Here is a 25246-nt window from a genome sequence, read left to right on the forward strand (position 1 = left end):
GCCGCATGACTCGGCAAAACGGCAGCGGAGCCGGCGAACGCAACCTAGAAAATTTGAAGTCTTCGGCTTTCAAGAAACTGATGGGGACCGCCTAGCAGTTCCCAAGCCCGCCTAAGACGAAGGCGCGCTCCGAACGCATGAGAGAGCCACGATGCTTGCGTGGAGCCCCTGCCGCTGAAGGGCTAGTTTTGAGCTTTGCCCAGCTTGCGTCGGTAGTAACCGTGTTTTTGCACGGTCAACTTGATCTCGTCGCTTACTGCAGCAGCCGCTTTCTTCTTCCGCCATCGGCCCGGGTTTTCGTGGATCGGGATCGGTTTCCCCCTCGGGACCACGAGCAGATAGTCGCGTTTATAATTTAGATACACATCAAACATGCCGTCACTTCCAGCGCCCAGCTGAACTTTTACAGCCTCTTGGACTGGAATGGAGTTACTGAAGTGCAACAGATCTATGAGGATTGAGCACACGAATTGCTGGGGTGAGCTCATCGCCGCATAGCTAGTCGGTTCGGCGCGACCTTGGTACCACCGAGGTATTGGGCCGCGACCTCCGAAACGAAACGGGTCACAAGGCGCCATCCCTGCGGTCGGACCGCGTGTCCGCTTTACCTCTCGAAAGCGGACATCCGGATTTATGATGGGGTGGACGCCCCGCCCGACGGCATCGATGTGCCAAAGTGGAGGTGTTGAGCACCACTTAAGGGAGGCGTCCGTGTCAGAGGTTATCATAATCGGTCTGGATATCGCCAAGCATGTTTTCCACGCTCATGGAGCAGACGGGAAAGGGCGAGCTATATTCAGCAAACGGATCAGCCGAGGAAAGCTGCTGGATTTCTTCGCAGCCCACCCGAGTTGCACGGTAGCTCTGGAGGCATGTGGCGGAGCCCATCACTGGGCCCGTCAACTCGCCCAGCTTGGCCATGAAGTTCGGCTGATCCCTCCCGCCTACGTAAAGCCGTTTGTGAAGCGGCAAAAGAATGACGCGATCGATGCCGAGGCGATCTGCGAAGCAGCGCAGCGGCCGAGCATGCGGTTTGTGGCCGTGAAGAGCGAACAGCAACAGGCGGCGGGTCTGGTGTTTCGGACCCGTGACCTGTTAGTGCGGCAGCGAACGCAGCTCATCAACGCGATCCGGGGACACCTCACTGAATATGGTTGGGTCGCACCTAAGGGGCCGTCGCACGTGGCGATGCTTACCGACCTGATCGAGGAAGAAGAGATGGCCAGTTCGCCTTCCCAAAGCGGCCCACGCCATGTTCCGATTGATGTTGGACCTGCTGACCGACCTCAATGGCAAGGTCGCGGACCTCGACCAGGAAATCGCGCGACGTGCTCGCGAGGACGAAGTATCGCGCCGGCTAATGACCGTTCCCGGCATTGGCCCAATCTCCGCCACCGCGATCGCCGCTCTAGCACCGCCGGCCGAGACCTTTGCCAAAGGGCGTGACTTCGCCGCTTGGTTGGGTCTCACGCCTCTTCAAAGATCGACAGGCGGCAAGCAGAAGCTCGGTGCGACATCCAAGATGGGCGAACTGAGCTGCTGCCGGTTTGATGGACACCGAGATTAGGTGTTTCATGAAGCCGGAGGTGGCGATGAAAAGACGGAAGTTCAGCCGCGAGTTCAAGGTCGAGGCGGTCAAGCTGGTGCGGGAACGTGGGGTGTCGGTGGCGCAAGCTGGCCGTGACCTGGATGTTCATGAGAATGTTCTCCGCAAATGGGTGAAGGAGTTGGGCTCCGACCCGGCGCAAGCCTTTCCCGGCCACGGGCAGATGAAGCCGGAGCAGCAGGAGATCGAGCGGCTGCGCCGTGAGGTCGCCAAGCTGAAGGCCGAGCGGGATATCCTAAAAAAGGCCGCAGCCTACTTCGCGAAGGAAGCGACATGAAGTTCGCCTTCGTCGCGAAGCACCGGACGATCTGGCCGGTGGCATGGCTATGCGATGCGCTGGGAGTGTCGCGGTCGGGCTTCCATGCCTGGCTGAACCGCTCTCCCAGCGCCAGATCCCGCAGCGACGAGGAGCTCGGCGGCAAGGTCAAGGCCAGCTTCGCCGCCAGCGACCGCACCTATGGCGCACGCCGGGTGTGGCGTGACCTGCTCGCCGACGGGGCGGATTGCGGCCTGCACCGGATTGAGCGGCTGATGCGCCTGCAAGGCTTGCGGGCGCGGCCGCGACGTCGGCGCTTACCGAAGGACAGCGGCGATCGACAGCTCGAGACCGTACCGGCGAACCTCCTTGACCGGCAGTTCGCCGCCGAGCGGCCGAACCAGAAGTGGATCGCCGACTTCACCTATCTCTGGACGGCCGAAGGCTGGCTCTATGTCGCAGCGGTGATCGACCTGTTCTCACGCCGCGTGGTGGGCTGGTCGATGAGTGCCGCCATGACGGCACAGCTCGTGACGGACGCATTGTTGATGGCCGTCTGGCGGCGCGGCAAGCCGGATGCGCTGTTGCATCACTCCGACCAGGGCAGCCAGTACACCAGCGAGCAGTTCCAGCGCCTGATGGCCGACCACGGCATCGTTTGCAGCATGAGCCGCTCCGGCAACGTCTGGGACAACGCGGCGATGGAGAGCTTCTTCTCCTCGCTCAAGACCGAGCGTACGGCCAACAAGATTTATCAAACCAGAGATGAGGCACGCGCCGATGTGTTCGACTACATCGAACGATTTTACAACACGACCCGCAGGCACTCGACCATCGGCTATCTCAGCCCGGTTGAGTTCGAGCGCAAGGTGGGATTAGCTTAAGCGGGTGTCCATCAAACCGGCAGCAGCTCAGCGTTCCTAACTAGAAGCGGGGCGCTCGCGCGTTCACCGATCAGGAGGTGCATAGCGTCGTCCGATCGTCGAGTTTAGGCTGTTCCCGATCAGAACTGCCTAAACGGGCCACGTTGAGTTACATTGCCGTCGGTCAGCTCGGTGTCAGCGCGCGATTGGCTTCCGAAAGCCCAAGCAGCCATGGAAGCGGCCGGGCTCACTTGTCGAGAGGAAGGGACCACGAAGGACCAATCCAAATAGAAGCGCCGCTAGCGCGAGCTTGGACGGGCGAGGAAGTAAAGCAGGTTAGGTCGCTGGAAAGGGCACACTGTCAGTGCGCGAGGGTCTCACGGAGCAGTCCGCTCCGCTTTGGCCAATATCGCCAAGTCTATTACACTCACATCTCATGCCGGCGCCACACTGGCATCCGCGCGGGTCTTTCGTCCACCCTAGGTGCGGATGGTTCTCGCACATCCAGCCGAGGCCGCCACAGATCGAACAGTTAGGATTAATCATGCCGCGAGCAGGCGCTTGTAACGCCGGTAAGCGTCAATGGCATGGTTTGCCAGCACAAGCATACGATGCTCGCCAGCCCGGGACATGTCGTCGATATTTCTAAAGAGAAAGCGGCTCGCGTCGCCAGGGTCTGCAATTTCACCCGATCGCTCGAGGAAGTCCCAGGCAACCTGGACCGACTTCTCTACGACGATTGGCAGCGTCTCGCTCATAGGAAGGAAACTTTGGTCGATCTTGATAGTTCCTCCGGCAAACTCCGATACACTGGGCTCTTAGCGCGGCCGCCCTTTAACGCCGTTACAAATCACCGGCCTGTTCGCCGTCGTCGAGCCCATGAAACCACGAAAACTAGCTTTGCTGACTTTTCTTGCCGGAGTCGTCGGTTCTGGCTGGCTGATCGGAGCAACCAACTTGCCGGGCATGGTACTCCGCGCTTCGAAAGCCGGCATTCAATCTTCCAAATTGGATTTTTTCGCCAACCTGGACGGCCCTCTATGTGATGATCGCGATCGCTGGCTAGCGTAAATACCTGCAGGAGCGAGATGGCGCAGCCTCGCAAGTCTGGCTTGGAGAGATGGTACTCAATTTCCTTTAGTTTCCCACCGTCTTTCGATTTCATAGTTTGGCAATGGGTATCGTCGTTATCCTGCTAATGCTAAGTCTAATTCTGCTGTTCATTCGTCTGCAATGGCGCGCAAATCGGCTCGCGGCGCTTCTATTCGTTCCTTACGCGTTTGCATCGCTATTAAACGTCGCTCTGTATCGATTTCGCGTGCACCCATCTTTCCACTGTGCGATCCATTCTGCAGGGCAGCCTAAAGGACCTCGACGCGAACGTCGACAACGCCACGATCCATAATTCCCAGGCTGCGCGCAGCGCCGTGCGAAAGGTCGAGTACGCGACCCCTGATGTTTGGTCCGCGGTCAGTGATGCGGACGACGACTGATCTTTCGGTCACAAGATCAGTTACGCGGACTTTTGTGCCGAACGGCAGGCTGCGATGGGCGGCAGTTGGCAGCTCGCGGTCGAATGCAACACCGCTTGCTGTTTTACCCGTCCGATACGAATAAAACGAAGCCTTGCCAGAGAAGGTGCGGCTGGCAATCCGCGTGGCGGGTTTATCTTCCGAACCGTCCGGTACCTTTTCAGCGGTTGGAGGCTGCCCTTTTGGATCTTCCTTCGTCTGATCAGGTGTCGGGGGAGCGGGGTCCGCGTGCGCCTTCGGGATGATAGACCATCTCTCGTCGAACGTTTGCGCTGCAACAGGATTTGCGAAGGTGGCGGTCGAGACCGATACAGCCGCTATTGCAATAATCTTCGGAAAAGCACGCATGGCACGCTACCTCACCAAAAAGCAATAAAGAACAATGCGGCGTACTAGGCAGCGTTCCCATGCATCGAAATAGGTGCGTTGCTTTGCGTACATATTCGCATAGGAACAAGAGGGGATCGTGCAAATCACGAGGTCGAGCCGGGCTGCTTAGCTAGGTCAAGCTTACGGGGGATGAAGCGTCCGGCTGTGCTTGGCATGTTCGTTTACGCGCCGTGACGACTGGATTGTGATCTTGCGGGCGACCCATCTGAAGCAGTGCATGATTGCGTTGCACAACGAAGTTCGGGGTTTAGAAAGAATGCGGCGGATGTAAAGTTGGCCGTAAGCTCACACGCCCGGGACCTTTGGCATGCGGCGAACACTGCTGATCAATCCTTTCAACTTGCTCGCCGAAACACCAAGCCGGGGTGCGGGTTCAGCTCAGCGGTCTACGCCAATCTGCGCCGGCTGCGGTTCAGACGACATTGTTTGTCACGCAACCATCCAGTGGAGTAATGAAGCGCAAGACTGGCAATTGACCAGCACGTTCGGGCAGCCCGCGCAGTGCAATCGCTGCAAGTCCGCGTGCAGCATTGAATGGATCACGGTAACCTAGCCGCTGGGTCTGTCTGTGAGCCGGGCTGTCTGACCATGATTGCCGGTTCCACTCGACGGGGAGCAACTTAAGTAAACTTGCGAGATCAAGCCCGACCGGTTGTTGGCCGTTGAGAATTGCTTCAGTGAGCATGGGCGAGAGAAGCGTCAGTCTCAGCACTCGGCAAAGATAGGATTCGTTGATTCTTCTCGGCCTTTGCCAACTCGCGGACGGAAGCAAATCGCTTCGACTCAAGCATTCCACGCCATCGATGGGCGCGAGCAATCGCACGGTGGGCTTCGGCGGGCGATTGCGTGCTTCGTCGTGTCGGGATCGCCTTGGTGATCGTTGACGCGCAGTCCAATCATCTTTGTCGAGCTGCGGAGCGGGAGCATCGCGTTGGGAAGAAAGGTTAGCGTGGGATTTCGGTCGCATTTGACACGCGCCAGAGTGCGTCGATTCTTCTGATCTCCAAAATGTCGGGTCGCGGCAACAGCGATCTGGTTTATCGGTTCAGACGTGCGCCTAGTGCAAAGTTGCAACTTTCTTACCGCACCGGGGCCGCTCGAGCAGAACCTCCTTCAAGTGATCACCACTGGCGATGACGACCACGAAGTTGAGTTTGCCATCCTGCTTCATCAGGCCTCCGGCGAGAGCGCTTCCGTCTGCAGCTTTCTCGGCGATGCGTACGGCGTCCGACAACTCTTGCTCAACTATCTTCAGGGCAATGATTTTGTCCAGATCCTCTCGGTCGAGCTCCTTCGGTGAAGATGAAATTTCCTTTTCCGTCACGCTGCCGGTGTTCGCATCTAGCGATGGCGGCAGGCGCGTACGCCGTTTCGCTGCCACTTCTGCTCTGGATGTCGCCGGTCATCGCAGGGCTGCTGTTTGCCGTTCCCATAGGCGCGCTGACTACCAGGCCCACGACCGGCAAGTTGTTCGCCACCCCGAAGAACGAGCGCCCCCTCCGGTCCTGCTTCGGGCGAACGAATTGAGCGCGTCGGTGGATGTAGGAATCAAACCCGCGTTGGTGGAGTTGCGCGAAGACGCCGCACTCCTAGCCTTCCACATCGCGCAGCTGCCGCCTCCTCGCGCCGCTCGACCTGACACGATCGATGCAAACCTGGCGGTCGGCCGTGCCAAGGTCGAAGCGAGCGACACGTTCGAGCAGGGCGTTGCGCATCTCTCGTCCCGGGAGGTTTTTTCGATCCTGAACGACGACACTATGCTGTCGGCGTTGTTGCAAAAGCGATGAACACGCGCCGGGCGCACGGAGACCAGGCCTGGGCTCGAACTAGGATAGAAAGTAGTCCGCTCCTTTTGCATTGAACTCCACCGGATCGATCGGACCCTCGACCCGTCATGGGAGGAAAATCAATGTCCCTGGCAATAGCGGCCGACGGGCCTGGTAGAGATTCGTGTTCCCGGAGGGCGCCTATCGGCGAGAGGCAAGGGTTGGACCCGAAGCCTTTGTCTGATCCGTGGGGCCGCTCAGCAGCGTCGCTCGCCTTTCGGCGACGGCATGATCGTACAGTTCAAGGACCAGACCGAATGCCGCCAGGTCCTCTTGTTCGAGCGTTCCATCATCGTAGCACTTCAGGGTCTCGCCGATGATCGCATCGACTTCGCGCTGCGACGTCAGCAGGTCCTGTTCGGACTCGGCATCGCGAACCTCCCGGACTACGGCCAGAATGCGGTTGCGATGGCTGGTGGTGTCGTCCCGGTCGTCCCGGTTCAGATAGCGACGCAGCCAGGCGGCGGCCGAACCGATCCCGGAAAGAAGAAGCAAGGCGAACCAGAAGTAGTCGCTGTACTTGTCCAGAAAGGTTCGCTCGGTCCCGTTGATGACCGCCGCGGCGCCCCGATGCACGGAGGGCTCCGCCTCCTTCTCCGTCTCGGGCTTCGTGATGTGCGCGGCGCCGGCGACACGTTGCGCGATCGTGTCGCGGACAGCGAAAAGCTGCCGGTAGAAGGCCGCCGCCTTGGCTTCTGACAGTTCTTTTCTGGCCAGGATGAGATGGTTGACGCTGATGGTGTCGACCTTGTCCTCGGGCCAGGCCGGTTTCGCGTTGAAGACGCTGCCCGGAATTTCCTCAGCTTCGTAGCGGGCGTTCTTCAGAGCGATCGCCTCGGATGCTTCGACCGGAAGAAACTTCGGAGCTCCGCGCGATCGCGAAGTCGCGGCGATCGCGGCGGCAGTGATCTTGCTGTCGAGCGGACCGACGGCGAGATAGGCATCGAGGGTGGCGTCTTGCGAAAGTTTTTCGATTTCTTCGGTCCCGAATTGGACCGTCGCTACCTTGTCCGGCTCCACTCCGGAGCCCACCAGAATGGTCCGCAGGAGTGCGAGGTTGGCTCCGGTCCGTCCTATAATGCCGACCTTGCGACCCGCCAGATCGGCGATCTCCCCGATCTTGCCGCTGGCCTTCTTCTTGGAGTCTTTGCCCGGTCGCCCGGAGGGCGACCACAGGACAACGTAGTTCTTCCGCAGGACCGCCAGTGTCTGCGCGTCGGCCGGCATGCCAAGGTCGCCGCGACCTATCGCCAGGTCGGCTTTGCCGGCGCCGAGCAGAGCCAAGGATTCGGCCGCTCCTTCGGTCGTGATCGGGGAGAGCCTGACGGTCTTGCTTTCCTCTTCGAAAGCCTCGGCCATCGCTTGGACCACCTGATGATCGTCGCTGCCTGCGGGTCCGACGGCGATCCGGAGGATCTCGGGCTGCAAGACGTAGAAGAGTGCGGCCGCAGCGGCGCCGAAAACAACAAATCCCAAAACCAGCACGATCAATAGCCGTCGTTGGCGTCGATCGTGAGCACTCCTGACTGGATCGGAAGGTGACATCAGCAGAACCTAGGTGAACAAACGCCTGCTTGGGAGCTGCAAGTGCGCCGCCGGGAACTTGGGCGAACCAGTGTGTGACCGGAAGGTTCCATCGCGCGCGCGAGAACAAGTTCACGAAGGGCCCGGATTCCGACTGCGAAGAATAATTCCTCGGGCGCCGATGGCGGAACCTTGCCATCATTCGAAGGTTCTCGATGCTGCCTGATATGGCGGCGGGAGAAAAACATGAACAAGCTTCTACTGACGACCGCGATGGCGATGATCTCGGTGGGCGCGATGGCGCAGTCCACGGTCGTAACCGCCACCGGCACGGGTCCTGCTGCCGCCGTGCAGATCGAGCCGGAATATGACCCGCGTTAAGATCGTGGTGGGCCAACCCGTGCCGCGCGAGGTCGAGCTCGAGGCCGTGCCTGCCGATTGGGGTCCGTCGCTCACCAAGTACCGCTACGTCTACTCGGGCGAACGCGTGAGGCTGGTCGATCCGTCGACGCGCACGGTCGTACAGGAGATCGACTGAATCCTTCGAGGCGGGTCGCTGAAAAATCGGTCCTCGTGCCGATCCGGTCCCGGCCTATTTCCAGATCTCTTCTTTGCGAGCGCCCGTCCATGCCCATCATCCGATACTTCGTCTTCGTCGGCGGACTGCTGCTGGCGCTGCTCTTCGCGGCGGACCGGTATCTGCCGGCTCCCGTCGAGCATGCCGGCGCAGCTGATCCCGATAGGACCACCATCCGGAACAGCTCGGCGACAAGTCTTCCGGAGAAGATCGTCTTCGACACGCGTCCGTGCGCCGACGCCCTGCAGATCGTGCAGGCCGAGCCGACGAGCAACGAACCGCAGCAGCCGATGCGGGAGGTGATGGCAGCCCTCCCTGCAGCGCCTCCTTCCGAGATTAACAAAGAAACGCAGACCAGGTCCCGGGCGGAGCCGCGCTCGCGTGTCAAGCAACTGACGAGGATGTCGAGAAGAGCTCCCGGTCGGCTGGCTTTCGAACGCCACGACCTGTTCTTCGGAGATTGGTGAGCGGAAGACGGGCCCCATTGCTAAAAGGCCGCGCCTTTGGTGCGCGGCCTTCGTTGCGTTTGGATGGACTAGTTTCACCAGTGGTGGTGGCGATGCCAGCATTGACGCACGACCGGATAGGATCCGCGGTAATAGGCGTAGGACGGGCGCACGACGCGGCGATAACGGTAGCCGTAGGATACGGGCGCCGTGTAGTAGGTCGTGGTGTAGCCGCCGCCCCAGCGATAGGGTTCGTCGTAGCCATAATCGTAGGCGTAGGGACCGCCATAATTGCCTGCGCCATAGTAGCCGGCGCCACCGTAATAGCCGTCGCCGGGTCCCCAGCCGTACGCCGAGGAGGCAAGCCCGCCGATCACGGCGCCCGCGACCAGGTCGCCGGCAATACCCGGTCCCCAGCCGCCCCAGCCACCTCGCCAGTGAGCTTCGGCCGGAGACGTCGTGGCTACCGAGGCCAGACCAAGGGCGCCGACCGTCAGCGCTGACATTGCAATCTTCTTCATCGGACTCCTTTCATATTGCGCATGCCCCGCCGATAACGGGAAAATTGGCTTGCTGCTGTCCTCGGCGGAGAGCGGCAATGGGAGCTCGGCGCCGGGCACCGTCGTTCGAAGCTTAGCGCTTAAAACACAACGCCCCCACGCAGAGGAGTTCGGTCCGGAATGCTGCGGCGCGAGAAGAGCTGCACAAAGAGGCATCTGAAGTGGCGGCGTTAACAATGTTGAATTCGCCAACTGAGTTTTATGATCGCCTTTAGCGGTTCCATGTTCGATCCGGGCCACGACTGCGCTTCTGCGCGCCGTACTCGACGAGGTTTCCGAAGACATCTCGCATTTCGAAACCGGGGCTCGCACTCACGTCGCTTGAAGGACTCTGGAAGCTGCCGCCAAGGGCGCCGGCGCGCTGCGGCGCGTGCGCGAGCGCGTGCGAAGGCGTCCTGACTCCTCCTCTCTTCGTCCAGGATCGGGAAAAACCGGAAACTTTCCGGGCCGCCTTGAGTTGCCAGCGATTGAATGCGGTCGCCGGAGCGCGAAGATGGTCGACGAAGTCGTGTTGAAGATAGCCGCGGAGACCGCGTGGACGATCTACCGCTCAAGGGACCCCGACGTCGATTCCCTGGATAACCGGCGCTTCCTGCTGGAGCGCCACCCTGCAAAGGAGATGGGAAGAGCGACGGAGCGATTCCGAAGAGCTCGCCAGCTTCGGGATCGCCTACCTGGACCGACTTCCCCGCGACGAATGCTAAGGGCGATGAAGATGCTCGTCGTGCGGGTGGCCCGGGGAAGCACCAGGCCCAGTTGGACACTGCTTGCGATATCTTCGCTCGTTTCCGCCGCCATCGTGATGGTCCTGCGCTGCGCTTTCGGGGCCTAGACCGATGCGGATCGCCCAGCTTGCTCCGTTGGCCGAGAGCGTCCCTCCGAAACTTTATGGCGGTACGGAGCGCGTGATCGCCTGGCTGGTGGACGGGCTTGTCGAACTCGGACACGACGTCACTTTGTTCGCGAGCGGCGATTCGAAAACGAAGGGAAGTCTTCACGCGGTATGGCCACGCGCGCTGCGCCTAGGGCAAAGGGGCGTTGATCCGAACGCCGCCTGCGCGCTGCTGATCGAAGCGATTGCCGCGCGGGCGAGCGACTTCGACGTGATCCACTCTCATGTCGACTGGCTGTCCCTTCCGGTGTTGAGCCGGACGGGCGTGCCCTATCTCACGACGATGCACGGACGTCTCGACCTTCCTGGGCTGGCCGAGGTAATCGGGGCCTTTCCGAATGCGGCCTCCGTGTCGATCTCGGACAACCAGCGTCGGCCGCTCCCGGACGCGAACTGGATCGCGACTATCCAGCACGGTCTGCCGAAGGACCTCTTTCGGCCCTCGTATGAGCGCGGTTCATACTTGGCTTTTCTTGGTCGGCTGACGGCGGACAAGGGACCCGAAGAGGCCATGCGCATTGCACGTGCTGCCGGGATGCCGCTGCGGATCGCCGCCAAGATACCGCGCGCGGAGACGGCCTACTTCAAGAAGAAGCTTGAACCGAACATCGACGGCGAAGAGGTCCAACTTGTCGGCGAAGTGAACGAAGTGAGGAAACAACCGTTCCTCGCCGGGGCCGCCGCGTTGCTGTTTCCGATCAATTGGCCGGAGCCTTTCGGGCTCGTCATGATCGAAGCGATGGCGTGCGGGACGCCGGTGATCGCCTACCGCTCGGGCTCGGTGCCCGAAGTGATTGAAGACGGCGTTACCGGCTTTATCGTCGACAACGAGGGGCAGGCGATCAGGGCGGTGAACGATCTGGGCCGACTGGACAGAAGAGCAGTCCGCGCGCGGTTCGAGGATCGCTTTACCTCGAGCCGGATGGCACAGGACTACGAGGCCCGATATCGCGAGCTGGTCGCTCGCGCGAAAGATCCGTCCTGAGCTCCGCCCGATGCGGAACGGCTTCGCCGTCCCGTCGTTGAGTTGCTGATCAACGAGGCGCGCATGAAATCCATTTTCTCAACGACGGCCGTTTTGATTCTTCTCGCCACGCCGGCACTGGCGGAAGAAGCGCCTGTCCAGCTGCCGAAAGTCCGGACGAACGAGGCCGCGAAGGAAGCGGAGGACTGTTCGAAGCAGGTGTGGCCACATTTCACGCAGGCCTGCCTACGCGCCGAAGGTAAGGGGATCGCTGCCGTCCGCCGGGTTACCACCGAACGTCGCTAACGATTTCGGATCCTTCGGGTCTGCGCTCCACGCAGGAACAAGTGGCAACGGGGAACGTTGGAGGGGCGGGCATCCAAAGGGCTGCCGGCTCACGTTGGAGGAGATGATCGATGAAAAGCTTTCTTGCCGTTGCTCTGATTGGGGCTGCCGTGATCGGCGGCTCTGCGTTCGCGCAATCCACTCAGCCGGCGGATCGCGCTGCGCCGGCAGCGACCAGCCGGCCGACCGACGCCAAGATGGCGCTTAAGGGAAGCTGGCGCGCCTCGAAGCTGATGGGCCTGAATGTCTACAACGAGGCTAACGAGAAGCTCGGCGACATCAACGAGCTGCTGGTCGATAAGAGCGGCAAGATCGAAGCCGTAGTTATCGGCATCGGCGGCTTCTTGGGAATGGGCGAACACGACATCGCCGTCTCCATGGACAAGTTGAAGTTCGTCGAAGAGCCGGTCCGGACGAGCTCGACCAGCAGCTCGACCACCGCGCGCGATACGACCACGGGGACGGCGTCGACCAACACCTCGAATCGCAACGCGAACGATTGGGTGCCTGACCACGCCGTCATGAGCGGCAACAAGGAACAGCTGAAGGCGCTGCCGCAGTTCAAATACTCGGATTACAACTGAACAGAAGCAAACGCTCGCGTTCAGGTTCGGCACCTATAGCTGGTGATCGATGATTTTCGGCAGGGGCCCGCCTCATGACACGCGGCCCCTGCCGTTCGCTGCCGGCGAACATCCCAATTCAGGTCGCTTGGACGTTCGAAGCCGGCATTATCGTGAAGGTCTAGAGAAGCACCGCATGGATGCGGCGGTGGGTTACTTCGGCCGCTGGAGTTCGGAGGATCGCAGCCGCTCGCCCATATGTGAGCCGGTTTCAGTCTGCAGGGCTTTCTTCAGATAGCTTCCCGATCAGGCCCAAGCGCGAGCGCGTCGGCTTGCAGGCGGAGGTGTTGCGCCTCATCAGCTAGACGTTCTTCCAACGATTGGGTTTGCTTGAAACGACGCCGCTGCATTCACGCTGCTCCCGCACTGTTCTCTCCATATTTGATATGATCAGGATTCAAGCGGTCCACCGGCGAAACCTTCGCCGCCGCGAGGAACCCCTGTGAGGCCAACGCTTTGTTTCCCATTGACAGGAGCGAACATGAGTTAGGAAACACCCAAGGACGATCCCCGGCAGCGGTCCGACAAGGCCTCACACAAACAGACGGACAAGCCATGGGAGGGCAATCCGGAAAAGGAGCAACGTAACGAGTCCGATATCGACCTCGAAAAATGGCATCGGACCAATACCCATTAGGGAGCGCCCGGACGGTGCTGACTCCGCCATTTTCGGCGGCGCAAGCGGTGGAGCATTACGAGATCTTCCGCTGCGGAACCCGCCAGCTTGGCCGCATGGATGCGGTCAAGCTGATCGACCCGACGCTGGCTGACGAGAAGAAGACGGACGAAACATCTCAGCAAGATCGCCGTCACCGCGGTGAACGCCCAGGCGGCCTAGAAGCGTAGTGAGCCTCAAAGCCGCCCCGGTCGATTGTCGGGGCGGCCATGGCTTTTGGAGCAGCAACATCCCAGCCGTTAGCGCTTTGCAGGCGGCCCGCTCTTGTTGCCGGGCAAGCCTTTTACGTTCGAGGGATCCTGCTGCCGTACGTGCTCGTTCTGAGGATTCGACCCTACCGTGCTTCGGCCCGGCGCGGGCCCGTTCTTGTTTCCCGGCGAGCCGGATATGCCGGTGCCGGAATTTTGCGCGCTAGGTGCGTTGCTGACTCCGGCCGGATTGCTCGCTGTGCCCGGACGTCCCGGAGGTGTTGCGGCTGCTCCAGGACCATTCTGGTCTCCCACGTACCCGGACTCACCGGAATTACGCGTCTTCACGCCCTTGTCGGCCTCACTCTGCTGGTTCTGGGCGATGGCCCGTTCAGCCGTCATCGGACCGGCTGCCGCAATGCCCGCGACGAGCAACGCAATGGTACATGTTCTCATGAGCTTCCTCCTGAAGATTGCCCCATCTCTACAACTCTCTCGGGCGTGATCATTTCCTACAGATGAAGTAACCGTTCGCGTTAGTCACTCGGAAGCCGTGTTCGTCCTCCTCCAGTTGCGCAGCCCGAACGAATAGGACCGACCTTGCGTGTTGGAACGGAGTGCATCCAGATCTGTTGGATTCTTGCATCTTTTACGATCGGAGACCGAACATGAAATGGATTTTGGCATCGGCATGCGTAGCCGCGATTTCTTTTACTCTAGGCCCCCCTGCCGACGCCAAGGGATGCATCAAGGGTGCCATCGTCGGCGGGGTTGCCGGACACATGGCAGGAGGACACGGTAAGCTCGGCGCTGCAGCCGGCTGCGTCGTCGGTCATCACGAAGCGAATAGGGCGGACTCCAACAAGGCAAACGTCCAGGCGCCTGCGGATCAAAAGTGACCGGCTTTCGCCTTCGCCCGGCAGGCCGGCGCGCGGCTCTTGGAGGCATTTTCATTTGGTTCGCGCTGGCGACGAGTTCCGCGCTCGGTGCGGAAATCAAGGCTGCGGCGATCGACATCGCCCAACCATCGAAGAAGAACCTCTCCAACGAGAAGCCGACCCCGACGGGGGTCAGGCTACAGGTCTTGCTCGACCGAGCGCACTTCTCACCCGGCGAGATCGACGGCAGATTTGGAGAAAATGCGAAGAAGGCGCTACGTGCCTACGAGGAGGCGCAGCAATTGTCACCCTTGGACGACATCAATCCCGACGTTTGGGCAAAGCTGGCGGCTGACAGTCGTCCGGTGACGATGAACTACACAATTGCGGAGGAGGACGTCACAGGACCGTTCCTCAAGAAGTTCCCGGCGAAGATGGAAGACATGAAGAACACCCCGAAGCTGTCCTATACTAGTCCGCGCGAAGGTTTGGCTGAGAAGTTTCATATGAGCGAGGACCTGCTGTCCGCCTTGAACCCGGGTCGGCACTTCGACCGCGCCGGCGAAGCCATCGTCGTGATCGATGTCGCAGCCGAGAAGAGTTCGGAGAAGGCGGCGAAGGTGGAAGTCGACAAGAGCCGCCAAACGGTGAAGCTTTTCGACAAGTCGAATTCGCTGATCGGATTCTACCCCGCGACAATCGGTAGCGAAGAGAAGCCGTCTCCTTCCGGCACATTAAAGGTCACGGAAATCGATCGGAATCCGACATACCGATACAACCCGGAGTACCACTTCAAAGGCGTCCATTCGCACAAGCCGTTCACCATCAAGCCGGGCCCGAACAATCCGGTCGGCTCAATGTGGATCAATCTTTCCGCGGATGGCTACGGAATCCACGGTACGCCGTTTCCGGGAAAGGTCTCCAAGTCGGAGTCGCACGGCTGCGTCCGTCTCACGAACTGGGACGCCGAGCGGGTCGCGGAACGGCTTTCCAAAGGCACGCCGGTAGAATTCGTCAACCGTGTCCAGTGACGTTGCGGCGCCTTCGCTTCAGGGCGCGAGCCGAGTCGAGGGCCGCGTCTTAATTCGGCAATCGTATAAAGGCAAGATGGAAGCGATGGTGCGCGTGCTCGGCACCTAGGGCTGGCATTACGACTCTTGGCGAGGACCGTTTTATCCAAGGGGTCTACCGCTCCGACGCCGAAAATTGGGGCTCACTGAAGGGTGGACGAGGCGAAACGAGGCCTGGGCGAACGCGGGCCGGTCTGTTGGGACGACGGTACCACGAACGCCTTCAAAACACCCGTACGCTGGGTGGTACGCCAAGGCTAAGCGATGCGGCCGATCCGCGGCGGACGCGACTAGGCCTCGGACTTGAGGGCCCAAAGCCGTTTGTGGAGGAAGGCGAGAACCATGATCTCGTCCGAGGTCAGCTTCGCGTACTGTCGTTTGAACTTCTGCGCGATCTTGGCGTCGATCATCTTGATGAGGTCGCCGGACATATAGGCGGTCAGGATCTCTGGATGGACGTAGCTCTTGCGGCAGATGGCAGGTGTATTGCCGAGTTGCTTGGCCACCTTTTCGATGGCCGCGACGACGTTACGCTTGGCTTCGGCCTGGCTGTCGTACTTCTTGAACTCCGAGAGCGCGAGGGCCGCAAGCACCGTGCCGGCCCAGGTACGAAAGTCCTTGGCGCTGAAATCCTGTCCCGTGATATCTTTGATGTAGCCGTTGACCTCGCCGGAATCGACCGTTCGGGATGCCCCATCGTCATCGAGATACTTGAAGAGTTCGTGCCCTGGAATCTCCGCGCAGCGCTTCACGATGGCCGTGATTCGCCTGTCCTCGACCTGGAGCTTCCATTGTTTGCCGGACTTGCCGGTAAAGTCGAAGCGCAGCACGCCTCGGCCGATCGCCACGTGCTTACGCCGCATCGTGGTGAGCCCGTACGATTTGTTCTTCTCGGCGTATTCGGCGTTGCCGACGCGGATGAGCGTCTTTTCAAGCAAGCCGACGATCGTCGCAAGCACCTTCTCGCGGGGGAGACCGCCCAGCTTCATGTCCGAAGCGACGCGTGCACGCAAAGCCGGCAAGGCCGCCGCGAATTGCATGATATGCTCGTACTTGTTTTGCTCCCGAAGCTCTCGCCACTTCGGGTGATAGCGGTACTGCTTGCGCCCGCGCGCATCGAGGCCCGTCGCCTGGATGTGCCCGTTGGGAGACGGACAGATCCAGACGAACTCGTACGCCGGAGGGATGCCGATCGATTTGATACGGCGGACCACGGCGGCATCGGTGATGCGCTTGCCGTCTTTGTCGTGGTAGGTGAACGAGGTGCCTTTCCGTCTTCGCCGGTAGCCCGGCGTCGCGTCGCTCACGTATCGCAGGCCTTCTTCTGCGATGGCGGCGGCGACATCGGCCGTGCGGTCAACTAGCCCCTCGTCCTTACCTTCTCGCAGCATTGTTCGTCCTTGCCGTCAGCCGAGGACCCGAGGCCCCCAGTAGGAAAAGTCGAATCCATCGTTGGTTCCGACACTGCGAGGGAGGCGCGCTATCGCCGAGCCTTTGGCCGTTCGCGCACCACGTTCTTCGCCTTTTTGTCGGACCGCAGACCTAGATAGACGGGCTGGCGAAGCTCGCCGTTCTTCGTCCATTCCGCGAACTTCACTTCAGCGACCAGAGACGGCCGGACCCAGGTGGTGGCGTGCTCGTCTTTTACCTTGTCGGGGAAGGGCGACTTCGTAACCTTCAACCTAGTGAGCTTGCCGTGGAGCTCTTCGAGGGTCTGATGGCTGAAGCCGGTACCGACGTGCCCGATATACCGCCACGCGCGGTCTTCTCGCACCGCAAGTACGAGGGCGCCGAAGAACGGCCGGGTTCGTCGTGGCGCGGTGTAGCCCGCGATCACGACTTCCTGCCGCTGCGCAGTCTTCACCTTCAGCCAATCGGCGGTCCGGCCGCCGGATGCATACGGACTGTCGGCGCGCTTTGCCATGATACCTTCGAGGCGCTTGCGTTCAGCCTCTGCGAAGAACATCTTTCCGCTGCCTTTGCGGTGGTTGCTGAACGCAATCAGCTTATTGCGCGGAAGGATTGCCTTTAGCCGCTTCCTGCGTTCGAGCAGCGGCAACTTGCGTAAGTCCTCGCCATCCAAAAACATCAGATCGAACGCACAATACAGGAGCTTAGCTTCGTGACGTAATGCGTTCTGCAGAAGTTGGAATTGCGAAACGCCGTCCTCGCCGATAGCTACCAGCTCGCCGTCGATGACCGCGTCGCTCTTCACGTCTTCGAGCGCCTTCGCTACCTCGATGTATGAATGGCTGATGATCTTGCCGTTGCGGCTGTAGAGCGCTACCTTGCCGCCGCGGATCTCCGAGATCATGCGGAAGCCGTCGTACTTGTCCTCAAACACCCAATCTGGGTCGTCGAACGGGGCGTCGGTCAGCGTCGCCAGCATTGGCTGCAGGCGTTTCGGCAGTGTGGACCTGCGATTCATCTCCGCGCGGACTTGGGGGCAAGGACCGGCTTGACGGCCGGAGCGCGCTTCCATGAGGATGATGCAATCGGCTTTCGATCACTGGGAAGGCCGATCGCAGTTTTGAGGATCCGCCATGCGCGCGTTCGGACGGCAACGTACCCGTCCCAGAGCTTGGCGAACCAGGGAATCGTCAGAAGCTTAGGCTTCACGATCACGAAAAGCTGCTCGACGACCAGGAGACTGAACGCATAGCAGGCGACAATCATCGCCGCGCCGGCGATCCAGTGGCCTTTTCCGGCTACAGCTACCGCAGCGAGCTTCAGCGGCTCGACGGCGGCGATCGGCACCGCCAGCAGGAGCGTTTCGCGCCGCGGTCCATCGGTCCTCCAATGACTGATCGCGGACGGCCGGTTTTGCTGTGCAGATTATGTTTGGCGCAGCAGTTTCAGTACTTTTGATTTTGACTGTTGGCATCCTCGTCGCTCACGCGATCGATGCGTTCAGATCGTGACATCAGGCAGCGATCTGCACTTTCGCGCCCAATAGATAGCGCTGGCGTCATTGGGGAAAAGTAGCAATTTTTCACCGCGATTCACACACGTGATTTCCGGAACCTCAATCCGCCCCGATCATCCGAAACTTGGGCAGACTGTTTCATTTCGTATTTTTACAGGCCCAGCACGGCCGTTGAATTTCGCGGCAATCGGCGGTCGGCGACAGCATAGGAAGTAGGGCCCCAGCGTTGGTACCCAACGCTGAGGCTGCTTTCGTTGCACGCGGAGCTTGATCAACTGGGAGCAGGAACGAAGCGTATCCGGTGATGGTTGTAGTATATCCGGTGTTAGGTAACGCCGGGGATGACCACAGTGTAAACTTGGCCCTCGGCGTGTTCCCCCTCGCCGGGGCCGCTTCTTCGGGCAAGTCGGATGGAGAGCCGTCCATGCATGATGATTACGAAATCTTTTGCGATGCGGAGCTTTGGTTAGCCGCTGGGGTGAGCTGCGCCCCGGCGTTTCTAATCGCGGCGGTGATGATAGCATCGCTCATTCAGCCGCAATTCCCGGGCTGAATAACAAGCGCGGTCGGGTCTATAACCCCAGGGCAACCACGATGGCGGGTTCATGGTTGAGATCCCTGTTCGTCCGCAATGCCATCTGGCTGCGCTTGAAGGGGACGAGCTGGCGTGAGCATTCCTTGCACCGCATGTAGCGCTTAATCAGTTCATCTGAGCCGAAGTGGCGATTAACCGGAGGAGTGCCTGCTGCTCTGGTCCACCTTTGGCGTGAGCGGGAGGTCCGAAATCTCTATTCGGTTAAAGGCGCCGCCCGAAGCAAGATTGGCCTCATGCAAGACGAAAGCGCGTCCGTCTTCTTCGCTGCAAAGCGTCCAGCGATCTCCATTCGAGCTTTGGTAAAGTTCACGTTGACCGGGCATAATGATGCCACCAAAGGATTTGTTTTCGGCAGACGGCGCGCACGTCGTTTGAGCGCGCCGCTGAGTTAATTCGATCAGATCGGCACGCCGTAGTAGTCGTTCACCGAGCGACCGATCGCCGGATCACTCCAATTCCAGCCGGCCTCATCGCGATACTTGGGCGCGCCCTGGAGTTGGCTTTCGGTAATGCCGGTGACATAGCCGCCGAGGTTAGTGTCGTACTTCAACGATTGCCACGGGAGAGGATAGTGGTCATCCCCAATGCCAAGGAAGCCCCCAAAGCCGAGAACGGCGTATGAAACCTTGCCGCTCACCTTGTCGATCATCAGCCGTTCGATGCTGCCGATCTTGTTGCTGTCAGCTCCGTAAACGGCCGTACCTTCGACTTTGTCGCTTCCAATCAGATTACCAGTTTCTTTGCTATCCAACGCCATGGTGCTCCTCCAATACGATTAGTTTAGAAAACCAATCATGATGATCGTTGATGGTTCCTACGGCGGCGGAGTCGCAAAGAGCAAAGGCTTGCGCATTTGTCCCCGATGATCGTGTTGCGCCGACATACAGCCAAAGAAGTGGCCCCAGAGCGATGTGCACGCGCTCGGGCCGGTGGGGCAACCCAACCGCCAATCGGCGCGTTTCTATTTCCTGATTCCGCGAAACCCGAGCGCCCGACGTTTTCATAGCCACCGAGGCAAAACCGGCTCGTTTTCGTCACCGGGGACGTGTGCTGTCCCGTTGATCATTAAGTTGCTTCCGCTCAAAGTCTGCAGGTTACGGCAGCGGCTCATACGGCTGTTATGGCTGCCCAGCTCCTCCCGACGAGCCGTAAACCTGACCCGTTGCGAAGCTTGCATCCGCGGCCGCCAATTGGACGTAAATCGAGCCCAGTTCTGCCGGTTGGCCAGGCCTGCCAAGTGGGGTATGGCCGCCAAATTTCTCGAGCTTCTCCATAGACGCTCCGCCGGAGACTTGCAGTGGGGTCCAGATCGGGCCAGGCGCCACACCATTCACTCGAATTCCTTTCGGGCCGAGCTGTTTAGCCAACGACTTCACGTAGTTCATCGTCGCGGCCTTGGTTTGGGCGTAGTCATAAAGTTCAGGCGAGGGGTCGTAAGCTTGCTCCGAGGTCGTCCCGATAATGCATGCGCCGGGCTGGAGATGGGGTAGCGCCGCTTTGATGATCCAGAACGGCGCGTAGATATTGGTCTTCATAGTCGCGTCGAAATCGTCCGACGAGATGTCTACAATAGAATCGTGCGACTGCTGTCGGGCGGCGTTACTGACGACAATATCGAGACCACCCAGCCCATCGACGGCACGAGTGACTAGTTCCTGGCAGAATGCCTCGTTTCTGATGTCCCCAGGGATCGCGAGCCCGTGGCGTCCTGCTGCTTTGATCAGCGCGATCACGTCCCGCGCGTCCGCCTCCTCCGTAGGGAAGTAGTTGATCGCGACATCGGCACCTTCGCGTGCGAAGGCGATTGCCGCAGCCCGGCCCATGCCGGAATCGCCGCCGGTGATCAATGCCTTCCGGCCTACCAGCCGCGCGGATCCTTTATAGCTTGTTTCGCCATGGTCGGGACGGGGCTCCATCTCGCCCGCAAGTCCGGGCCACGGTTGCGACTGCTTCTTGAACGGCGGTTTCGGGTAGAGATCGGTCGGATCGGTCAAGATTTGCTGTTTCATTTGTCGTTTCCCTGGGCGGTCGCGGAGACACACGAGGCAACAGCGATACATCCGCCGGGCCCATGATGTACCGGGTAGGCACCGCTGATCTCCGTGCGAATAGGCAACATACGAAGATTGACTTCGTTGCAAGTTTGCGTGCATCGCGTGCGCCCCCACAGCCGATACGGTCGCTCAAACAGGCGCCATCGAAGTTTGAAGAAAGCTCAACAGAACCTCGCGGCCACTCACATCAGCGAATGCCCTAGCTTAGGAACTTTGCCTTCTCGGCCAGATTGTCAAGCTAGAGCGGAGGAAGCGTGCATGAACCAGTTGATCTATCTGGTGGGGCTAATTGTGGTTATTCTTGCGGTGCTATCGTTCTTTGGATTGCGGTAGGTGCATCATGGACACCGGGCGAAGTGCTGCTGACGTCCTCGACGATAAGGGCGGCTTGCGACTGCAATGGAGTCCGATTTTCGCGGGCGCGCTCACCGCTTCGGCCTTGTCGCTGATCTTGATCAGCTTCGGAGCAGCAGTTGGATTGGGTGTGAGTTCGAGCTCGCCCTCATGGCGTGATGCATCCGCCGCGCTCGCGCTGCTATCCGGGCTGTTTCTGATCCTTCAAGCCCTTGTGAGCTTTGGCGTCGGCGGCTACATCGCCGGCCGAACGCAACGTGTGATTGGCGCGATACCGGCCGACGTGGTCGATAGCAACGACGGACTTCACGGGCTGACCGCCTGGGCGCTAGCCGTTATCGTGGGCGGGACAATCATCGCGCTGGTCGGCTTGTCGACCGCTCGCCCGGTGGTCCAGAGCCGGCCTGCTGCGACGGCTGCGGAGCAGTTGCTGAGCGCTGAGCTCGATCACCTGTATCGGTCGGTGCGGCGTCCGGCCAATCTCGACATCGGTTATGAGCGGGCCGAGGCGGGCCGCATCCTGCTGACTAACTCCGGCCACAGCGGCGTTAGCAGCGAAGATCGCAGCTATCTTGTCCAGCAGGTCGCGGCCGCGACAGGTTTGCCTGCTGCCGAGGCCGAGAAGCGCGTCGACAGTGTCATCGGTGATGCCAAAACCGCCATTCAGCGATCGCGGCGTGGCTCGGTGATCCTCGCATTTTCGGCGGCGGCGGCGCTGTTGTTCGGCGCGGTCGCAGCCTGGGCCGCAGCCTGTGCCGGCGGCCGGCATCGCGACGGCGCGACGCTGCCAGAGTGGATGGGCGGCAGGCCAACGACCCCTGTGCCGGTGGTCTGATGCAAGGGCGAACGTGCTACGATGGGAGACGATGATGGCAACGATCTTGGTCATGGACCACACCGGTGACACAAGGCAATCTTTCGATCCCGAGGACAGCGAACAACTGGCCTGGGCGAATGCACGCTTCGCGGAGCTGACATCGGACGGCTACACCGCCGCAGTGCGAAGATCTTCCGGCGAAGCGGCGCTCGTCCGCGCGCTCGATCCAACCGCCCAGGAAACATTGTTCTATCCCAGGCTGGTGGGCGGCTGACGCCATGATGGCCCGTCTGCGCGCCGTGTCTCTGCCGTCCGCGCTTCAGCACGCCGCCGGCACGCTGCGTGCGACGCTGGTCGCGATCCGGGAGCGCTGGCAGGCTTATGAACGAAAGGAGGCGCGCGGGCTGGCGCTGCTGTCCGCATGGCTCTCGCCGGAGCAGCGATCGCAATTTGAAAAGCACAACCGCTTCGACGTCATCGGCTCGGAGTCCGGCAAGCGTTATCGGATTTGCTACGGCACGTCGACCAATGTCTATGAGATGGACGGCCGCGACCGCGTTGTCCTCGGCTGGTGCTTCCGGCCTGTCGGTTCGCTGGTGGCGGGCGACGTGATGCTTGCCCAGAAGATCGCATTGGAAACCGATGAGCGCGCGACGCTCATGGTGGCGCGGCCATTCCCGAGTTCCTCTCCGCCACGCGCGACGCTCCCTCCAGCCCGGTAAGCCCTCGGTCCGCTCGCCGTGCCCGCTATCGGGAACGCGACTTTCCCCTGGCGCGTTTGCCTTGCAGCCGGCGGCCATGTTGGCCGCCTTCGCCGTAGGGGGACCCATGGCGCTCAATTTTGAAACCCTCAAGGCGACGCTGGTCCTCTATGGACTCAATGCGATCTTTGCCGTTCTGCTGCTGGTTCTTGGATGGTACGCTTCAGCCATCGCTCAGCGATTTGTCCTGCGCGTGCTCACGGCCACGCACCGTGTCGACGCCCTGGTCACGGTGTTCCTCTCCAGCCTTGCGCGCTATGCGGTGCTCGCCGTGGTCGGCATCGCCGTGCTGCAGCTTTTCGGCATTCAGACGGCGAGCCTGGTTGCGGTGCTCGGCGCCACGTCGCTGGCCATCGGGCTGGCCTTGCAGGGAACGTTGTCCAACCTAGCCGCTGGCGTGATGCTTCTGTTGTTTAGGCCGTTTCGGATCAACGACGACGTCGAGGTTGCCGGCAAGGCCGGTAAGGTGCAAACCTTGTCGCTGTTCATGACCGAACTCATCACGTCCGACAACACCCAGATCCTGCTGCCCAATGGTTCGGTATGGGGTAGCGCCATCATCAATCACAGCACCTATCCCGGCACCGGTGATGTGAAGGTGTCCTTCCCGGTCCGCGCGGTCAGGCCGATCGGGCACATCGGCGAGCAGATTTTGAAGCATTTGCGCGAGGACTCGCGAATCGAGGCGCGACCCGCGCCCGAAGTGCACGTCTCGAAAGTGGTGGACATCTCCGATGCCGCGCATCCGATCGTCGAACTGACGGTCAGTGCAAAGGCGAAGCCTGCCGATGCGGAAGCGTTGAAGCATCGGCTCCTGGACCTCGTCACCGCAATGCTCAGCGACGCAGGCGCCACGCTGCCGGAGCGGTCACGCGTGGCGGGGTAGGGAACGGCGATCACCCTGCCGGGTTGTCCGATGCCGACTAGCAGTGGACACCGCCATGCGCGCCAACGCTCGACCGTCACTCAGCCTGATCGCCCGATCTTACCTCGCGGACTTACGACAATGGATCGAGCGTCTGGTGACCGGCTACGCGCTGGCATGCGGCTTCATGCTCGTCGGCGCGGTGTCGCTTCTGGTGGCAATCGGGATCGGGGGGGCCGCGGCCTTCCATGCTCTCGAGCTGCGTTACGGCATCTTGATCGCCTATGCCGCGACCGGGAGCGCCTTTCTCTTCCTCGGGTTGCTGGGGCTGGGGACGGGCCGCGGGCTGCTCGCGCGTCCAGCGCCGGCGGCCCCGCGGCCAGGCCGGCAAGCCGACATGCTCAAGCGAGCGGTCGCAGTGCCCGTGGCGGCGCGCCTGATCGCCACCTCCCGATCGGGAGCAGGGGTAAACGCCGATCCCACGACCCAGGTATTGGCCGCCGGGGCTGCCGTGATGCTTATCGGCTGGTTTGCCGTTTCGCGTTTCAAGCGTCCGCGCGACGTTATTCAGGACTAGCGATGGCTCCGCGCTCGAATTGGCCGAATGACCTGCTGCTCGCTGGCGCAGCCGCGCTGGCGACCTTGGCGATCTATCGCCACGTGTCACGATCGGAGACGCCGTGCGTCCCAGGGCGGCGTGCGGAGCCCGTGCTCGCCGAAGCGCAAGAGCGTGGACGGCTGGCTCACACGCCGCTTCAGATTCCGGCCGCCGGCTGGAAGGACATTCTGCTGCGTACCTCAGCAGATCGACGAGGACCGGCTGCTGGCGACCGCCGCCGGCGTCGTGTTCTACGGGCTGCTCGCGATCTTTCCGGCCATCACGGCGCTGGTCTCGAGTTACGGCCTGTTCGCCGATCCGTCCACGATCTCATCCAATCTGCAAAGCCTGGCGCTGATGCTGCCGGAAGGTTCATTTGCCATCGTCCAGGACCAGATCGCCCGCGTGCTCGCGAAGGGGTCTTCGACGCTCGGCCTTACCTTTGCCTTCGGTCTGCTGATCGCGATCTGGAGCGCCAACGCTGGAATGAAGGCGGTCTTCGATGCGCTCAACGTTGTCTATGAGGAGAAGGAAAAGCGCGGCTTCGTCAAACTCAACCTGATGTCCCTCTCTTTCACAATCGCAGCCCTCATTTCGGTCATGTTGATGGTAGGGGCCGTGGTGGTCGTGCCGCTTCTGCTCCAGCAGGTCGGACTGGGCACACGGGCCGAACTCATCATCCGGCTCGGGCGGTGGCCCGTCCTGGTCCTCCTGCTCCTCGTCGCGCTGGCGGTGCTCTATCGCTACGGCCCCAGCCGGAGCACGCCGCGCTGGCAATGGCTGAGCGTTGGTGCCGTTGCCGCGGCTGTGGCTGATCGGTTCGGCGCTGCTGTCTTGGTACCTTGCGAATTTCGGCGATTACAACGCGACCTACGGCTCGCTTGGCGCGGCCATTGGCCTGATGACCTGGATGTGGATGTCTGCCATCATCGTGCTGTGTGGAGCGGAACTGAACTCCGAGATCGAGCGTCAGACCACAATCGATTCGACCGTGGGCCGCGGGAAGCCGCTCGGGGTGCGCGGCGCAAGGATGGCGGATACGGTCGGCAAGGCTTCGTAA

At 60.9% G+C, this 25246-nt stretch carries 28 protein-coding genes and 3 pseudogenes; 19 read left to right on the plus strand and 12 right to left on the minus strand.

The genetic code is table 11. From position 1 onward, the window contains the following. Positions 1-182: 182 nt before the first annotated feature. The gene (locus WDM24_RS04885; protein ID WP_029079660.1) at positions 183-374 is read right to left on the minus strand and encodes a hypothetical protein; all 192 of its coding nucleotides are present in this window, start codon (positions 372-374) and stop codon (positions 183-185) included. A 337-nt stretch (positions 375-711) separates the two neighbouring features. Between WDM24_RS04885 and WDM24_RS04890 the strand changes: the two are divergent. Then, positions 712-1546 (plus strand): annotated as a pseudogene (locus WDM24_RS04890) (IS110 family transposase); the annotation flags it as partial. Between the two features lie 46 nt (positions 1547-1592). Then, positions 1593-2746 (plus strand): IS3 family transposase gene (locus tag WDM24_RS04895; RefSeq protein WP_338832275.1). Its coding sequence is split into 2 segments (ribosomal slippage): positions 1593-1842 and positions 1842-2746, totalling 1155 coding nucleotides; the frame shifts between segments, so codons are not numbered across the junction. Positions 2747-3267: 521 nt separating this feature from the next. On the opposite strand, the gene WDM24_RS04900 is transcribed toward WDM24_RS04895, so the two are convergent. Then, positions 3268-3483 carry a hypothetical protein gene (locus WDM24_RS04900; protein ID WP_338695739.1) on the minus strand — a complete coding sequence of 72 codons (216 nt, stop codon included), beginning with the start codon at positions 3481-3483 and terminating at the stop codon, positions 3268-3270. 121 nt (positions 3484-3604) lie between these two features. Between WDM24_RS04900 and WDM24_RS04905 the strand changes: the two are divergent. Next, positions 3605-4130, plus strand: a pseudogene (locus tag WDM24_RS04905) (TspO/MBR family protein). On the opposite strand, the gene WDM24_RS04910 reads toward WDM24_RS04905, so the two are convergent. Together WDM24_RS04910 and WDM24_RS04915 are read right to left on the minus strand one after the other, a co-directional pair. Further along, positions 4087-4605, minus strand: coding sequence for a septal ring lytic transglycosylase RlpA family protein (locus WDM24_RS04910; RefSeq protein ID WP_338830617.1), 519 nt, complete (start codon positions 4603-4605; stop codon positions 4087-4089). The pseudogene WDM24_RS04905 and the gene WDM24_RS04910 sit on opposite strands and share 44 nt — an antisense overlap. A 1099-nt stretch (positions 4606-5704) precedes the next feature. Next, the gene (locus tag WDM24_RS04915; protein WP_338830618.1) at positions 5705-6028 is read right to left on the minus strand and encodes a hypothetical protein; all 324 of its coding nucleotides are present in this window, start codon (positions 6026-6028) and stop codon (positions 5705-5707) included. A 142-nt stretch (positions 6029-6170) separates the two neighbouring features. Here WDM24_RS04915 and WDM24_RS04920 point away from each other — a divergent pair, with 142 nt between their 5' ends. Further along, complete coding sequence (locus WDM24_RS04920) at positions 6171-6434, plus strand: hypothetical protein (protein ID WP_338695752.1); 264 nt, start codon at positions 6171-6173, stop codon at positions 6432-6434. 180 nt (positions 6435-6614) lie between these two features. Here WDM24_RS04920 and WDM24_RS04925 read toward each other — a convergent pair whose 3' ends face one another. After that, positions 6615-8018: a TAXI family TRAP transporter solute-binding subunit gene (locus tag WDM24_RS04925; protein WP_338830619.1), complete on the minus strand. Its 1404-nt coding sequence runs from the start codon at positions 8016-8018 to the stop codon at positions 6615-6617. 225 nt (positions 8019-8243) lie between these two features. Here WDM24_RS04925 and WDM24_RS04930 point away from each other — a divergent pair, with 225 nt between their 5' ends. The 3 genes from WDM24_RS04930 to WDM24_RS04940 all read left to right on the plus strand — a co-directional run bounded on the left by WDM24_RS04930 (position 8244) and on the right by WDM24_RS04940 (position 9041). Next, positions 8244-8378: a hypothetical protein gene (locus WDM24_RS04930; protein WP_338830620.1), complete on the plus strand. Its 135-nt coding sequence runs from the start codon at positions 8244-8246 to the stop codon at positions 8376-8378. Next, positions 8365-8535, plus strand: coding sequence for a DUF1236 domain-containing protein (locus tag WDM24_RS04935; protein ID WP_338695758.1), 171 nt, complete (start codon positions 8365-8367; stop codon positions 8533-8535). Before WDM24_RS04930 ends, WDM24_RS04935 begins: the two co-directional genes overlap by 14 nt. A gap of 89 nt (positions 8536-8624) precedes the next feature. Continuing rightward, positions 8625-9041: a hypothetical protein gene (locus tag WDM24_RS04940; protein ID WP_338830621.1), complete on the plus strand. Its 417-nt coding sequence runs from the start codon at positions 8625-8627 to the stop codon at positions 9039-9041. Between the two features lie 74 nt (positions 9042-9115). Here WDM24_RS04940 and WDM24_RS04945 read toward each other — a convergent pair whose 3' ends face one another. Then, the gene (locus WDM24_RS04945; RefSeq protein WP_338830622.1) at positions 9116-9541 is read right to left on the minus strand and encodes a hypothetical protein; all 426 of its coding nucleotides are present in this window, start codon (positions 9539-9541) and stop codon (positions 9116-9118) included. A gap of 875 nt (positions 9542-10416) precedes the next feature. On the opposite strand from WDM24_RS04945, the gene WDM24_RS04950 reads away from it, so the two are divergent. From WDM24_RS04950 to WDM24_RS04965, 4 genes are all read left to right on the plus strand, one after another. Continuing rightward, positions 10417-11457, plus strand: coding sequence for a glycosyltransferase family 4 protein (locus WDM24_RS04950; protein WP_338830623.1), 1041 nt, complete (start codon positions 10417-10419; stop codon positions 11455-11457). A 63-nt stretch (positions 11458-11520) separates the two neighbouring features. After that, complete coding sequence (locus WDM24_RS04955) at positions 11521-11742, plus strand: hypothetical protein (RefSeq protein WP_338830624.1); 222 nt, start codon at positions 11521-11523, stop codon at positions 11740-11742. 110 nt (positions 11743-11852) lie between these two features. Then, positions 11853-12365, plus strand: coding sequence for a PRC-barrel domain-containing protein (locus tag WDM24_RS04960; RefSeq protein WP_338695764.1), 513 nt, complete (start codon positions 11853-11855; stop codon positions 12363-12365). Positions 12366-13055: 690 nt separating this feature from the next. Further along, on the plus strand, positions 13056-13250 hold the full coding sequence (locus WDM24_RS04965) for a hypothetical protein (protein ID WP_414645684.1): 195 nt from the start codon (positions 13056-13058) through the stop codon (positions 13248-13250). Positions 13251-13319: 69 nt separating this feature from the next. Here WDM24_RS04965 and WDM24_RS04970 read toward each other — a convergent pair whose 3' ends face one another. Beyond that, positions 13320-13583 (minus strand): hypothetical protein, encoded by a 264-nt coding sequence (locus WDM24_RS04970; RefSeq protein WP_414645810.1) that lies wholly within the window; start codon positions 13581-13583, stop codon positions 13320-13322. Positions 13584-13936: 353 nt separating this feature from the next. On the opposite strand from WDM24_RS04970, the gene WDM24_RS04975 reads away from it, so the two are divergent. Further along, positions 13937-14167 carry a hypothetical protein gene (locus WDM24_RS04975; protein WP_338695766.1) on the plus strand — a complete coding sequence of 77 codons (231 nt, stop codon included), beginning with the start codon at positions 13937-13939 and terminating at the stop codon, positions 14165-14167. Next, positions 14164-15177: a L,D-transpeptidase family protein gene (locus tag WDM24_RS04980; protein ID WP_414645685.1), complete on the plus strand. Its 1014-nt coding sequence runs from the start codon at positions 14164-14166 to the stop codon at positions 15175-15177. The genes WDM24_RS04975 and WDM24_RS04980 overlap by 4 nt, the downstream gene beginning before the upstream one ends. 329 nt (positions 15178-15506) lie before the next feature. Here WDM24_RS04980 and WDM24_RS04985 read toward each other — a convergent pair whose 3' ends face one another. From WDM24_RS04985 to WDM24_RS05005, 5 genes are all read right to left on the minus strand, one after another. Next, positions 15507-16607, minus strand: coding sequence for a DNA topoisomerase IB (locus WDM24_RS04985; RefSeq protein ID WP_338695768.1), 1101 nt, complete (start codon positions 16605-16607; stop codon positions 15507-15509). A gap of 89 nt (positions 16608-16696) precedes the next feature. Further along, a complete protein-coding gene (gene ligD, locus WDM24_RS04990) occupies positions 16697-17644 on the minus strand; it encodes a non-homologous end-joining DNA ligase (protein WP_338830625.1) in 948 nt (315 codons plus the stop codon). Further along, positions 17641-17973 (minus strand): hypothetical protein, encoded by a 333-nt coding sequence (locus WDM24_RS04995; RefSeq protein WP_338830626.1) that lies wholly within the window; start codon positions 17971-17973, stop codon positions 17641-17643. The genes ligD and WDM24_RS04995 overlap by 4 nt, the downstream gene beginning before the upstream one ends. Before the next feature lie 1161 nt (positions 17974-19134). Next, positions 19135-19494, minus strand: a complete 360-nt coding sequence (locus WDM24_RS05000; protein WP_029083811.1) for a PRC-barrel domain-containing protein — start codon at positions 19492-19494, stop codon at positions 19135-19137. Between the two features lie 361 nt (positions 19495-19855). Continuing rightward, the gene (locus tag WDM24_RS05005) at positions 19856-20746 is read right to left on the minus strand and encodes an SDR family oxidoreductase (protein ID WP_338830627.1); all 891 of its coding nucleotides are present in this window, start codon (positions 20744-20746) and stop codon (positions 19856-19858) included. Between the two features lie 385 nt (positions 20747-21131). Here WDM24_RS05005 and WDM24_RS05010 point away from each other — a divergent pair, with 385 nt between their 5' ends. The 6 genes and pseudogenes from WDM24_RS05010 (at position 21132) to WDM24_RS05035 (ending at position 25246) form a co-directional block, all read left to right on the plus strand. Then, positions 21132-21980, plus strand: a complete 849-nt coding sequence (locus tag WDM24_RS05010) for a hypothetical protein (RefSeq protein ID WP_338830628.1) — start codon at positions 21132-21134, stop codon at positions 21978-21980. 34 nt (positions 21981-22014) lie between these two features. Beyond that, positions 22015-22236, plus strand: a complete 222-nt coding sequence (locus WDM24_RS05015) for a hypothetical protein (RefSeq protein WP_338832584.1) — start codon at positions 22015-22017, stop codon at positions 22234-22236. 7 nt (positions 22237-22243) lie between these two features. After that, complete coding sequence (locus tag WDM24_RS05020) at positions 22244-22684, plus strand: hypothetical protein (protein WP_414645811.1); 441 nt, start codon at positions 22244-22246, stop codon at positions 22682-22684. 106 nt (positions 22685-22790) lie between these two features. Next, positions 22791-23609, plus strand: a complete 819-nt coding sequence (locus WDM24_RS05025) for a mechanosensitive ion channel family protein (protein WP_338830630.1) — start codon at positions 22791-22793, stop codon at positions 23607-23609. A gap of 55 nt (positions 23610-23664) precedes the next feature. Next, positions 23665-24165: a hypothetical protein gene (locus tag WDM24_RS05030; RefSeq protein WP_338695776.1), complete on the plus strand. Its 501-nt coding sequence runs from the start codon at positions 23665-23667 to the stop codon at positions 24163-24165. Between the two features lie 2 nt (positions 24166-24167). Beyond that, a pseudogene (locus tag WDM24_RS05035) lies at positions 24168-25246 on the plus strand (YihY/virulence factor BrkB family protein).

Origin of the sequence: Bradyrhizobium sp. 27S5 (genome assembly GCF_037217225.1) — a bacterium.
In the GTDB taxonomy this organism is placed as follows: Bacteria; Pseudomonadota; Alphaproteobacteria; order Rhizobiales; family Xanthobacteraceae; genus Bradyrhizobium; species Bradyrhizobium septentrionale.